The sequence below is a fragment of the Methylobacterium sp. P5_C11 genome, assembly GCF_054049775.1.
Genome location: NZ_JBFULS010000021.1, coordinates 28,359 through 40,986, shown reverse-complemented (window position 1 = coordinate 40,986; position 12,628 = coordinate 28,359). Strand labels below are relative to the sequence as shown.

Below are 12,628 nucleotides of genomic sequence, written 5' to 3'. Positions count from 1 at the left end.
CCCGCTTCGACAGGAGGCAGCTGACCGGTCAGAGGCTCAGCGGGGGACAGTCGCTCTCAGGCGTGTTCCGGAGCCGACACGGCGTCTTGCGCGTGCGCGACCTGACCGCCTCGGGAGCGTTCGGAAGAGGGGCTGCAGCGGAAATGCGATCGGTAGCACCGTGAGAAATGGGCCGTGCTCGCGAAGCCGCAGGCCGTCGCGATCTCACCGATCCTGAGTGGACTCTGGCGCAGCAGCCGCCGGCCATGGGCGAGGCGGATGGCCCTGTACTGGGCTGAGAAGCTCAGTCCGCGCTTCTCGAGGAACAGGCGGTCGAGGTGACGCGGGCTGACCGAGGCGAGACGTGCCATGGCTTGGCGGCCGAGCGGCGCCTCGACCGTCTTCTCCATCGTCTCGATGACCGCCAGCAGAGCCGGATGGTGGACGCCGTAGCGTTCGACCGCGGATGCACGCTGCGGATCGTCCGCGGCCCCGACCGCCGTATGCAGGAACCAGTCGGAGACGCGGCGCGCGAAGGCTGGCCCCAGGCGTTCGGCGATCAGCGTGTGAGCCATGTCGAGGGGCGCGACGCCGCCGCCGCAGGTCGGGCGATCGACGTCGGCGACGAACCGCGCCCGTTTCAGGCGCGCATCCGGGAACGCCTCCACGGTGGCACCCGCATATTCCCAGTGGACCGTGAATGCGCGGTCAGACAGCAATCCCGCGGCGGCCATCAGGTAGGGGCCGCCCGAGATGCCGCCGATGCGGACACCGAAGCGGGCGAGCCGCCGCAGGGCGGCGTGGATCACGGGCCGGTCCCAGCCGGTCGGCTCGCCACCGGCGCAGACGAAGACCGTATGAAGATGCCCGCGGGTGCGGGGCAGATCCTCGATGGGAACCTCGGTTCCGGACGACGAGGCCACCCGACCCCCGCCCTCACCGAAATAGCGCAGCCGGTAGAGGGGGAGTCCCGCGAGATCGTTGGCCGCCCGGAACGGCTCGCAGGCCGACGCGAACGACATCAGCGCGAAACCCGGAACGAGGATGAAGCCGATCTCCTGCAGCGTGTCGCCCGGCGCCGGGCGGTCGGCATCACGCATCTGGGGTGTCTGGCGTCTCATCGGGTCAAGAAACCGTCTGTTTTGGTCAAGCGCAACAACGCGGACGCGTCATGCTCGAAATCTCCCGTTGCGTCGTCCGAGATCGATCCAGGATGCCTCGACCCGCCGATCTGCCGCCCTCCCGCGACGCGGATGATCCCCGCCACGGCGCAGCGATGGACGTGCGCCCGTGAGCCGCCGGGTCGACGTTGCCGTGCTGGGGCTCGGCGCGATGGGCAGCGCCGCCCTTTATCAGCTGGCGAAGCGCGGGGCCGCAGTGATCGGGCTCGACCGCTTCGCGCCGCCGCATGCGCTCGGGTCGAGCCACGGCGAGACGCGGATCACCCGGCAGGCCGTGGGTGAGGGGCGCGACTACGTCCCCTTCGTCACCGCCTCGCATCGCATTTGGCGCGAGTTGGAGGCCGCGACGGGAGAGACCCTCCTGAACGCCTGCGGCGCCCTCGTCATGGCGCCCGGCCACGGCGTCTCCTCCCACCATGGCAAGCCGGATTTCGTCGGCCGCTCGATCGGCGCCGCGCAGGACGCCGGGATCGCCCACGAGGTGCTCGACGGCGCCGAGGTCGCCCGCCGGTTCCCGCAATTCCTGAATCTCGCGGGTGACGAGAAGGCGTATTACGAGCCGGGCGGCGGCTACGTGTTCCCGGAGCGCTGCATCGCGGCGCAGCTCACCTCCGCGGCCGCGGCCGGGGCCGAGATCCGGACGGGCTGCGAAGTGCTCGGGCTTCGGGAGGACGGGTCCGGTCTCCGGATCGAGACCACGGACGGCGTGATCCTGGCCGACCGCGCCGTGGTTGCCGCCGGCGCCTGGACGGCACCGCTGCTCGGCCGCCCGTTCGACCGTCTGCTCACGGTCCGGCGCCAGCTCCTGCACTGGTATGCCCTGGCGGATGAAACCGCGTACGGGCCGTCGGCACCGGTCTTCATCTGGATGTACGGGACGAGCGATACGGAATACCTCTACGGCTTCCCGCCGATGCCGGGAGAGCACGCCGTCAAGGTCGCGACGGAGCAGTACAGCACGACCACCACCGCCGACGAGGTGAACCGCGTCGTCGACGCGTCGGAATCCGACGCGATGTATCGGCTGCGCGTCGCGAACCGGCTGGCCGGCGCAACACCCGAGGTCGTCCGGGCCGCGGCCTGCGTCTACACGGTGACCCCCGATCGCGGCTTCATCATCGACCGCCATCCCGACCTGGATCGGGTGCTCGTGGTGTCGGCCTGCTCGGGACACGGCTTCAAGCACTCGGCCGGGATCGGGGAAACTGTCGCGGCGGAACTGGCCGGCGATGCCGGTCGGATCGACCTGAGACCGTTCGCCCTCGCGCGCTTCGCAAGATGAGCCCCGGGGAAACGCCTCCAGCTGCTCAAACCGGGACTCCCGTCGACAACGGGTGCTCGAATGGCTCGTGGATTGCTTGAATCCATGCCAAGATCAGTTCATCCGCGCAGGAACGATCCGATGCGATACACCGTCCGCACCACCCTGGCCGCCGGCGCGCTGGCCGCCCTCACGGCGATTGCGACCCTCTCCGTGCCCAGCCGGAGTGCGGCCGCCGACGGCGTGGACGCGATCAAGCAGCGGGGCACCCTGATCGTCGGCGTCAAGGCTGACTACAAGCCCTTCGGCTTCCGCGACCCGAGCGGGACGATCATCGGGCTTGAGCCCGACCTCGCCGCCGACCTCGCCAAGCGGCTCGGCGTGAAGCTCGAACTCGTGCCGGTGGTCTCGGCCAACCGGATCGAGTTCCTGCAGCAGGGCAAGGTCGACCTGCTGATCGCCACGCTTTCCGACAAGCCGGAGCGCCGCCGCGTCGTGCAGGCCATCGACCCGCAATACTATTCGGATTTCGTCAACGTGCTGCTGCCCAAGACCTCCGGCATCACCGACTGGGCGCAGCTGAAGGGTAAGCCGCTCTGCGCAACCTCGGGGGCGTGGTACAACAAGGACGTCGCACGCACCTATGGGGCGGAGATCATCGCCTTCGACGGTTCCGAGAAGCCGCTCTTCGCGCTCAAGCAAGGCAATTGCCTCGGCTACGTCTACGACCAGAGCATGCTCCAGGGTAAACTTCTCGACGACGACTGGAAGGCCGGCTACGCGCTGCCCCTGAAGGGCATCCTCGATGCGCCGTGGATGATGGCGGTCGCGCAGGGCAACGCCACCCTTCAGGCGATGGTCGAGAACGCCACCAAGGACTGGATGAAGACCGGCTTCATCGTCGACGAAGAGAAAAAGTGGGGCATCGAGCCGACCGCTTACTCGAAGGCGATGCACGAGAAGTACAAGAACGCGACCAACTGATGGCGGTTCGTACGACGAAGCCGAGCCACCGGCTGCGATGATCGAGGCGGTCCAGGCCTGGTTCCAGCGTCTCTACGAGACGACGGGCTTCAACTTCACCGTCTTCTACGATCCGTACGACTGGGACCGCTACGTCTCCGGTCTCCGGATGACGCTGTTGCTCGCGGTCAGCACGATCCTGGTCAGCCTCGTGATCGGGGCGGTCGGCGCGCTCCTGCAGAGCGGGCCGTCGCGTCTGCTGCGCGGGCTGGTGAACGGCTTCGTGGTGGTGTTTCGCAACACGCCGCCGCTCGTGCAGATCTTCTTCTTCTATTTCGGCCTCGGCACGATCCTGCCGGACCTGCGCACCGCGGATGGCTTGCGCGCCCCGCTCCTCAGCAACGTGCAATGGGCCATCGTCTCGCTGTCTCTGTTCGCGGGCGCCTTCAACGTCGAGATCTTCCGGTCGGGCATCGAGGCCGTGCCCCGGACAACGATCGAGGCCGCGGAGGCCCTGGGTTACACCCGCCTGAAGGCGTACCGCCATATCGTTCTGCCGCTGGCGCTGCGCGTCTGCCTGCCGGCGCTGAACAACAACCTGATCAATCTCCTGAAGACCACGACACTCGCCTACGCCATCGCGGTCCCCGAGACCCTGTACGCGGTCAAGCAGATCTGGTCCGAGTCGCAGAACGTCCTCGAGATGATGCTCGTCCTGCTCGCGACCTACGCGGTCTTCGTCGGCGTCCTTGTCTGGATCATGCACCGCGTCGAGCGGACGTTGCGCATCCCCGGTTACGGCCGATGAGCGCAGCCGATCCGAATCGTCCCGGCGACAGGGCCCCAGCCGGACGGCCGGGTGACCTGCCGGTGCTGCTGCCGTTCGCCCACGCCGGGGCAGGGCAGGGCGCGCGCCTTCGGCCCGTCCATGGCTGGCTGCTGTGCGGCGTCGCGGTCGTCGCGCTCCCGGCCTGGGCACAGGGCGGGGTCGCCGTCCTCTCGCCGCTGGAGGTCGTCATCAAGTGGGCGCCCCTCCTGCTCACCGGCTTCGCCTTCAACGTCGCCATCTCGCTGATGGCGATGGCACTCGGCACCCTCGCGGGCATCGGCCTCGGGCTTGCCATGCTCTCAGAGGGCCGGGTGGTGCGCGGCATCGCGTGGTCGGCCACCCAGTTCTTCCGCAACGTGCCCTGGCTGGTGCTGCTGTTCTTCGTGATGTTCCTGGTGCCGTTTCAGGTCACGGTGTTCGGATTTCGCGTGCCGCTGCCCGATTGGGTGAAGGCGACGTTCGGCTTCAGCCTGCCGGTCATGGCCAACGTCGCCGAGATCGTCCGCGGCGCCGTGCGCTCGGTCCCGAATACGCAGTGGGAGGCCGCCGAGTCCCTGGCCTTCACCCGACGCCAGACCATGTGGCGGATCATTCTACCCCAGTGCCTGAAGCGCATGCTGCCGCCCTGGATGAACGTCTACGCGCTGATCGCGATGGCGACCGTGCAGGCGTCGATCGTCGGCGTGACCGAGATGCTGACGCTGACCGCGCAGGTGCACGCGGCGGAGGGGGGGCGCCCGGAGCTGTTCGCGCCGCTCTACGGTTTCGCCCTGCTGTGCTTCTTCCTGTACTGCTATCCGATCGACCGGCTGACCGCCGCCCTGGAACGCCGCTTCGAGACTCGTTGAAAGCATGACGCCTGCGACGATGGCCGTTACCCCGTCCGACGGCTGGACACCCGATCAGCCGATCGTCCGCGTCGTCGACGTGCACAAATCCTTCGGGACATTCGAAGTCCTGAAGGGGATCAGCTTCGATGTGCGCAAGGGCGAGGTGGTCTGCATCATCGGGCCTTCGGGTTCCGGGAAGTCGACGCTGATCCGCTGCGTCAACGCGCTGGTCCCCGTCACTGCGGGCTCGATTCAGGTCGAGGGAATCGAAGTCACCGATCCGCGGCTCGACAAGCTGGCGCTGCGCCGCAAGGTCGGCATGGTGTTTCAGCAGTACAACCTGTTCCCGCACAAGACCGCGCTGCAAAACGTCATGATGGCCCCCGTCCACGTCCTTGGGCAGGATCGGCGCGAGGTCGAGGTCCGAGCCCGGGCTCTGCTCGCGAAGGTGCGGCTGGCGGGCAAGGAGGACGCCTATCCCGGCGAGCTGTCGGGCGGCCAGCAGCAGCGCGTCGCCATCGCCCGTTCGCTGGCGATGCGGCCCGACGTGATGCTGTTCGACGAGGTCACCGCCGCCCTGGACCCCGAGACGGTCAAGGAGGTTCTGGTCACGATCCGCGAACTCGCCGAAGAGGGCATGACCTGCATGCTCGTCACGCACGAGATGAACTTCGCCCGCGACGTGGCCGACCACATCTATTTCACCGATCGCGGCGTGATCGTGGAGCACGGGCCGCCCGCGACCTTCTTCGCGTCCGCGCAGGATGAGCGGACGCGCCGCTTCCTCTCGCAGGTACTCTGACGATCCGTTTCCCGGGCGGCACCGCGCGTCGAAAGCCGCGGTCGGGGCCTGCACGGATCGGTCCGCGAATGCGGGGCCATGGTCAGAGCGGCCGTGACCCGGGACGCCGCATGGGATGGACCCGTGGCCGGGCGCATCGATCGACTCTGCCGCCCTCGGCCTGCCAGGCGCGCGGATGACCCGACGCGGCCGGTTCGCCGGCGACTGTTGCACGGCCCGGTCGGAATTGCCCCGGTGACGCCATCATGGGCTGGCATGCCAGGGCGTTCGCCCGGGCACGACCGGCCGCTCCGTACGTCCGGACCCATTCCTTGCCTCGATTTTTTCCATCGCAGAATCGCGTCGGCGATCCAGTTCGCACAACCTCTCGACCGGCGCGGGCGGCGCGGTGGATCCCGCCGTCGATCCTGGCCGCTGGCCTGCTCGCGACGGGGCTGAGCACGGCCCTGTTCTGGCGCTCGGCGGAGTTGCGGGACCGCCTGACCTTTCTGCACGCCACCGAGATCGAGCTGCGCACGATCGAGGACCAGTTCCGCACCTACACCGCCCTTCTGCGCGGCGGCGCCGGCCTGTTCGCGGCCAAGGGCGACGCCGTCACGCTGGCCGACTTCCGAGCGTATGTCCGGCGCCTCGATCTGGAGAGCCTGTATCCCGGCTTTCTGGGAATCGGTTTCACGCCAAGTCTGTCCGCTTCCGAGCGGGAGCGCTTCGCCGTGCGCGCCGAGGCCCTGGGTGTGGCCGACTTTCGGGTGCGTCCCTCGACGGACAACCCGACGATCAGCCCGGTCCTGTTCGCCGAGCCGCCGAACCCGCGCAACCGGGCGGCGATCGGGTACGACGTGATGTCCGACCCGATCCGTCGCAACATGGTCGAGCGCGCGCGCGACACGGGCCAGCCGGCCGCTTCTGCGCGGATCCAACTCGTTCAGGAGATCGACGCGAACAAGCAGGCCGGCTTCCTCGTCGCCGTACCGGTCTATACCGACGGAGTCGTGCCCCCCGACGTCGACGAGCGGCGGCGGCAATTCCTGGGCTTCGTCTTCGGCGCCTTCCGGGCCGATGACCTCTTCGGCAGCATCGTGGCGGCCGAGGCAGAAGAGGACGCCGCCTTCGCGGTCTATGACGGCACGCCGAGCGAGGCGACGCTGCTGCATCGGTCGGCACGCGCCTCGGTTGCGAAGGCCGGCCGCCTCACCCGCGAGGCGACGCTCGACCTCGGCGGTCGCACGTGGACCGTCCGCTTCGAGGAGCGCGTCTCCCCACAACGCACGGCGGCGTTTCCGGAGATCTGGCTCCTCTGCGGCGGGGGACTGTTCGCCACCACCTTGCTCGCCTTCGCCGCGTACCGGCAACGCCGCACGCAGGACGAGATCCGGCTGCTCAATGCCTCGCTGGAGGCGCGGGTGGAAGAACGGACCCGCGACCTGCGGGCCGCCGCCGACCGCCTCCAGCAGGCCGGCGAGGACCGCACGCGCATGGAAGAGGCCCTGCGCCAATCGCAGAAGATGGAGGCGGTGGGCCAGCTCACCGGTGGACTGGCGCACGACTTCAACAATCTGCTCGCGGGCATCTCCGGCTCGCTGGAACTGATCGAGACCCGGATCGGCCAGGGGCGTCTCAAGGATGTCGCGAAATACATCGCGGTCGCTCAGGGCGCCTCGAAACGTGCCGCGGCGTTGACGCACCGCCTCCTCGCCTTTTCGCGCCGGCAGACGCTGGCGCCCAAGGCCGTCGACGTGAACAGGCTGGTGGGTGGCATGCTCGACCTGATCCAGCGCACGGTCGGCCCGAGCGTGGACGTGCAGTACGTGGGTGCGAGCGGCCTCTGGCTCGCGCTGGTCGATCCGTCGCAGCTTGAGAATGCCCTCTTGAACCTGTGCATCAACGCGCGGGACGCGATGCCCGGCGGCGGCAGGATCACGATCGAGACCGGCAACCGCTGGATCGACACCCTCCAGTCTGAAGCACAGGACCTGCCGGAGGGGCAGTATCTGTCTCTCTGCGTGTCCGACACCGGGACCGGCATGTCGCCGGAGATCGTCGCCAGGGCGTTCGATCCCTTCTTCACGACCAAGCCGATGGGTGAAGGCACGGGCCTGGGCCTGTCGATGATCTACGGGTTCGCCAAGCAATCGGGCGGTCAGGTGCGGATCATCTCCGAGGTCGGCAGGGGAACGACGGTTTGCATCCATCTCCCGCAGCATCGCGGCGAGGCGGATGCGGATGGCATAGGTCTGGAGCGGCGCCCATTGGCGATGGCCGAGGCGGGCGAGACCGTGTTGATCGTGGATGATGAGCCGAGCGTGCGCATGCTGGTGGCCGACGTCCTCAAGGATCTCGGCTACACGGCGGTCGAGGCCGCGGATGGCGGCGGCGGCCTGAAGGTGCTGCAGTCGGATGCGCGCGTCGACCTTCTGGTGACGGATGTGGGGCTGCCTGGCGGCATGAACGGTCGTCAGCTGGCCGATGCCGCGCGGGTCAACCGGCCGGACCTCAAGGTTCTGTTCATCACCGGCTTCGCCGAGAATGCGTTGCTGGGCAACAGCCGGCTGGATCCCGGCATGGGGATCCTGACCAAGCCCTTCGCGGTCGACACCCTGGCCGTCCGCATCCGGGAACTGATTGCGAGCTGAAGCGGCTGCCAGAGGGCGTATGCCGGCTTCGATCTGTATGCCGAAACACCTCTGCGGCCTTCGGCCAGACCTGCGCGGCTCGGCGCTCACACCCGTCTTGCGCCCCGCTTCGAGCGTGTGTCCGGAGGCGCTATGACAGCTCTGATCTCCCGATGTGTGCTGATGCCGGTTATCGGGAATAATTCAATCTGCTTATAGTCTAGATCGATGTAATTTGATACATATTGACCGTCTAATTTCGACATCAGGCTAAATATGATAGATCAACGATCATAACGTGACGGCAAGATAACGGACGCCGATCTTTGTCTTCAGATCGACGAGCGAGCCTGGTCTGGCGGAAAATCAATTTTGCGAGTGGGCGGTGCGGGATGTCACGACGTTCTGCCGCCAAGGACGAGACGGAGCGAACGAGCAAGTTCGTCGCGCCGATAGGGCTTGCTGAGGACCGGAAGCTCTCCGCGCCCGATGACCTGGCCTTCGTCGAGGTCGGCGACGTAGCCGGAGGTCAGGAGCACCTTCAGGCCGGGGCGGAGCTGTTGCGCCTCGACAGCGAGTTGCGACCCATTCATGCCGCCCGGCATCATCACGTCCGAAAACAGGATGTCGATGCGCTCCACCCCCTTCAGATGATCGAGGGCTTCGACGGCGTTGCGGGCGATGATGACCCGGTAGTGAAGTTCCTCGAGGCTTTCCACGGCCATGGTCAGAACCTGCTCGTCATCCTCGACGAGAAGTACCGTGTCGCCCTCGGCGGCGCGGCGCAGCGGAAGCGGTCCCTCCCGGCCCGAGCCTGTCTCCTCCCCCGCCGGATCGGCCGAGCGCGGGATCAGGATGCGGAATGTCGTGCCGACGCCGACCTTGGAGTCGATGCCGACGAACCCGCCGGCGCTCCGGGTGAATCCATAGACCTGGGACAGGCCGAGGCCCGTGCCCTTGCCGACCTCCTTCGTGGTGAAGAAGGGCTCGAACACGCGTGCCAGGTTCTCGGGCGCGATCCCGCTCCCGAGGTCCATGATCGAGACCTCGACGAAGGCGCCCGGTGCGATGCCCCGGTCGGCCACCGCCGCGGTGTCGAGATGCACGTTTCGGCTGCGCACGACGATGCGATTGCCGTGGCCTTCCCCGTCCATCGCATCGCGGGCGTTGACCACAAGGTTCAGCACCGCGGCCTCGAACTGCGCGGGATCGATCCTGATGGGGTCAAGCGCAGGATCGAGGTCGAAGACCAGCTCGATGGCACCGCCGGCGGCCCGTTCCGCCAGGGGCCTGAAGTCCAAGAGGAGGCGGTTCGGGTTGAGCGTCTGCGGCCGCAGCATCTGTCGCCGCGAGAAGGCCAGGAGCTGCTGGGTGAGTTGCTCTCCGCGGCGTGCCGCGGTCATTGCCGCCTCCGCCAAGCGGAGAACCCGCTCGGTCTTCTCAGGCCTGCGGATGACCATGTCGAGGCCGCCGACGATGACCGTCAGCAGGTTGTTGAAATCGTGCGCCACGCCGCCCGTCAGCTGGCCGATCGCCTCCATCTTCTGGGCTTGGCGCAACGCCTCCTCGGTGTTCCGCTGATCGGTCCTGTCGAGGACGACGCCGGCCAAGCGGACGGGCTGGCCGTCGGGGCGGTACTCGGCTTGGCCCTTGGCTGCGATCCAGCGCACCGCGCCATCCGGGCGCATGATCCGGCATTCGAGAGTCAAGGCGCCGGATTCCATCGCTTGGGCGAAGGTCGCCTCGACCGCTGATCGGTCCTCAGGCACCACGTGGGACAGGAAATCGGACCGGCCCCAGGATGGAAGCGGCTGGTCGTAGCCGAAGATGGCGTCGTGACGGGTTGAACGCCGCGCGGTGTCGTGGACGAGGTCGAGGTCCCAGGATCCCATCCCGGCCGAGTCGAGGGCGAACGCCAGGGTCTCGCGCGCCGCCTCGACCTCGCGGGTGCGCTCGGCGACGCGGCGTTCCAGCGTCTCGTTGGCGACCCGCAAGCGCTCCTGGGCTTCCTCGCGTTCCCGGATGTGCTCGCGGGCTTGGTATTGCCGTCGCCGGACGCGGAGGGCCGATCCCACCGCGCTCACCAGGGTCTCCGCGTTGATCGGCCGTTCCAGCAGGACGACGTTGCCGAGCCGTTCGATCATGGCCGCGGCCTTGCCCGTCCGCCGCCCGGCTTGGCGGGTGGCGAGCAGGATGAAGGGAAAGTCCGACCAGGGGGGCTGGGCCTCGACCCAGGCATCGAACGCGGCCGGATCGACCTCGAGTAGGGCTTCCTCAGTGACGATCGAGATGCCCGCGGCCGCCTTCAGGCCGTCCAGCCACGCCGCGACATCGGCGCAGATCACGGATGCGGCGCCGGCCTTGTCCAGCAGCTTGGCCATTACGGCCGCGTCGCGGCCGCGTGGGGCCAGGATGAGGACGCGATCCTCGTCGTCCTCCGATGGCGCCATCACGGGGTGCCCGCGCCGGCCGCGCTCCCTTCGAGCATGTCCACCGCACCGCCGTAAGTCGGCAGGCCGGACAGGACGCCCTGGAAGTCCGTCAGAGCCTCGCCGACCTGCATGCCGGCGGGCGAGAGCTTCAGCTCCCGGATGGTCCGCTCGTGGGCGTTGATCCGGCTCTTGACCATGGACAGCGCGGTCCGGACCTCGCCCTTCGCCTCGAAATACCGGAACAGCAGGATGGCATCGCTGAGGTAGCTCAGGTCGATATCGGACCTCACATCGCCGATGACGCCGTGCTGGCCCAGGATCAGGAGCGTCATGACGCCCTGCTGGTTCAGATAGTTCAGAAGCTCATGCATCTGCAGCACGAGGTATTCCTCGCCCGGCATCGCATGGATGTAGGCGTTCAGGCTGTCGAGGACGATGAAGCGCGATCGGCGCTCCTCGACCGCCTCGCGCACCCGGCACGCGAATTCGCCCGGCGACAGCTCCGCCGGGTCGATCTGGACGATGGCAAGGTTGCCGCTGTCCAGGTGAGGCTGCAGGTCCATGCCGAGTCGTCGCGCGCGGGTCAGCATCGTCGCTTGCCCCTCGTCGAACAGGAAGTACGTCGCGTGTCCGCCGCGCTCCAGGTCGGCTAGCATGCACCGGACGGCCGTGGTGGACTTGCCGACGCCGGACGGGCCGAGAAGCAGCGTGTTGGTGCCGGCCACCAGCCCGCCGCCGAGCAGAAGATCGAGTTCCTGTGACCCGGTGGAGGCGGATCGCGCATCGAACGCGGCATGGTGCTCGGCCGCGACCAGGCTCGGGAAGACTACGATACCCCCGGTATCGAGGACGAAGTCATGATAGCCGCCGCGGAACTTCACGCCGCGCATCTTCAGGATGTTGAGGCGTCGGCGTTCGGCACCGAATTCCCGCTGCGACTGCTCCAGCAGGATCACGCCGTGGGCGATGCTGTGGAGCTGCACGTCGGCGGTGCCGTCGTCGAGCAGGATGACCGTACAGTTTCGCGCGGCGAACATCTGCTTCAGGGCGAGGATCTGACGGCGATACCGGAGCGGATTCTGCGCGAGCAGACGCAGCTCCGAGAGGCTGTCGAACACGACACGATCCGGCTTGAGGTCGTCGACCCGGTCGATGACCTCCCGCACCGTCTCGCCGAGTTCGACCTCGGAGGGATGCAGGACCGATTGTTCGCTGTCCGGGTCGAGGCCGAGTTCGTTGACGAGTTCGTAGATTTCGATCCCGTCGAGGGACCAGCCATGCGAAGCGGCCGTGGCGCGGAGTTCGTCGGCACTCTCGGACAGCGTGATGTAGAGGCCCTTCTCCCCGTATGCCACGCCGTCGAGCAAGAACTGGAGAGCCAGCGTCGTCTTGCCGGTGCCGGGGGTGCCTTCCAGGAGGTAGAGGCGCCCGCGTGTGAGCCCCCCCGACAGGACGTCGTCCAATCCTTCCAAGCCGGTCGACAGGATCTCCCGCACGAAGGGGGAGGCAGGCGTCGGTCGCTCAGCAGGCATAGGTACCACGATGGGGAGACGGCCTCCGGCCGCCGGGTGATTGGCTTAGGGACGCCATTGATGGAATGACGAACCGACCGATAACGCAGGACGCTCGAAATGGTCCCATGACATCTTGATGAGGGTGCATCGACAGTGACGCTCGTCGATCACCCACGCGACGCCGCTTCACGACGATACGGGTCGCGATCCGAAACACGATTCAGG

General features: G+C 67.6%; 9 protein-coding genes. 6 read left to right on the top strand and 3 right to left on the bottom strand.

The genetic code is table 11. From position 1 onward, the window contains the following. Nucleotides 1–56: 56 nt before the first annotated feature. Nucleotides 57–1,079, bottom strand: a complete 1,023-nt coding sequence (locus ACXJKQ_RS13405; RefSeq protein WP_457106230.1) for a GlxA family transcriptional regulator — start codon at nucleotides 1,077–1,079, stop codon at nucleotides 57–59. Nucleotides 1,080–1,269: 190 nt separating this feature from the next. On the opposite strand from ACXJKQ_RS13405, the gene solA reads away from it, so the two are divergent. The 6 genes from solA (at nucleotide 1,270) to ACXJKQ_RS13375 (ending at nucleotide 8,478) form a co-directional block, all read left to right on the top strand. After that, complete coding sequence (gene solA / locus ACXJKQ_RS13400) at nucleotides 1,270–2,442, top strand: N-methyl-L-tryptophan oxidase (protein WP_457106229.1); 1,173 nt, start codon at nucleotides 1,270–1,272, stop codon at nucleotides 2,440–2,442. A gap of 120 nt (nucleotides 2,443–2,562) precedes the next feature. Then, complete coding sequence (locus ACXJKQ_RS13395; protein ID WP_457106228.1) at nucleotides 2,563–3,405, top strand: transporter substrate-binding domain-containing protein; 843 nt, start codon at nucleotides 2,563–2,565, stop codon at nucleotides 3,403–3,405. Between the two features lie 37 nt (nucleotides 3,406–3,442). Beyond that, nucleotides 3,443–4,192: an amino acid ABC transporter permease gene (locus ACXJKQ_RS13390; protein WP_457106227.1), complete on the top strand. Its 750-nt coding sequence runs from the start codon at nucleotides 3,443–3,445 to the stop codon at nucleotides 4,190–4,192. Further along, complete coding sequence (locus ACXJKQ_RS13385; RefSeq protein ID WP_457106226.1) at nucleotides 4,189–5,061, top strand: amino acid ABC transporter permease; 873 nt, start codon at nucleotides 4,189–4,191, stop codon at nucleotides 5,059–5,061. Before ACXJKQ_RS13390 ends, ACXJKQ_RS13385 begins: the two co-directional genes overlap by 4 nt. 4 nt (nucleotides 5,062–5,065) lie before the next feature. Further along, nucleotides 5,066–5,845, top strand: coding sequence for an amino acid ABC transporter ATP-binding protein (locus tag ACXJKQ_RS13380; RefSeq protein WP_457106225.1), 780 nt, complete (start codon nucleotides 5,066–5,068; stop codon nucleotides 5,843–5,845). A gap of 311 nt (nucleotides 5,846–6,156) precedes the next feature. Beyond that, nucleotides 6,157–8,478 carry a CHASE domain-containing protein gene (locus ACXJKQ_RS13375; RefSeq protein WP_457106224.1) on the top strand — a complete coding sequence of 774 codons (2,322 nt, stop codon included), beginning with the start codon at nucleotides 6,157–6,159 and terminating at the stop codon, nucleotides 8,476–8,478. Between the two features lie 374 nt (nucleotides 8,479–8,852). On the opposite strand, the gene ACXJKQ_RS13370 is transcribed toward ACXJKQ_RS13375, so the two are convergent. Further along, nucleotides 8,853–10,907, bottom strand: a complete 2,055-nt coding sequence (locus tag ACXJKQ_RS13370; RefSeq protein WP_457106223.1) for an ATP-binding protein — start codon at nucleotides 10,905–10,907, stop codon at nucleotides 8,853–8,855. Beyond that, nucleotides 10,907–12,421 carry an ATPase domain-containing protein gene (locus ACXJKQ_RS13365; RefSeq protein WP_457106222.1) on the bottom strand — a complete coding sequence of 505 codons (1,515 nt, stop codon included), beginning with the start codon at nucleotides 12,419–12,421 and terminating at the stop codon, nucleotides 10,907–10,909. Before ACXJKQ_RS13365 ends, ACXJKQ_RS13370 begins: the two co-directional genes overlap by 1 nt. Nucleotides 12,422–12,628: the final 207 nt, after the last annotated feature.

Coding starts and splice junctions, on each gene's coding strand:
- ACXJKQ_RS13405 (WP_457106230.1), bottom strand. CDS start 1,079: ATGCGTGATGCCGACCGCCCGGCGCCGGGCGACACGCTGCAGGAGATC.
- ACXJKQ_RS13395 (WP_457106228.1), top strand. CDS start 2,563: ATGCGATACACCGTCCGCACCACCCTGGCCGCCGGCGCGCTGGCCGCC.
- ACXJKQ_RS13390 (WP_457106227.1), top strand. CDS start 3,443: ATGATCGAGGCGGTCCAGGCCTGGTTCCAGCGTCTCTACGAGACGACG.
- ACXJKQ_RS13385 (WP_457106226.1), top strand. CDS start 4,189: ATGAGCGCAGCCGATCCGAATCGTCCCGGCGACAGGGCCCCAGCCGGA.
- ACXJKQ_RS13380 (WP_457106225.1), top strand. CDS start 5,066: ATGACGCCTGCGACGATGGCCGTTACCCCGTCCGACGGCTGGACACCC.
- ACXJKQ_RS13370 (WP_457106223.1), bottom strand. CDS start 10,907: ATGGCGCCATCGGAGGACGACGAGGATCGCGTCCTCATCCTGGCCCCA.
- ACXJKQ_RS13365 (WP_457106222.1), bottom strand. CDS start 12,421: ATGCCTGCTGAGCGACCGACGCCTGCCTCCCCCTTCGTGCGGGAGATC.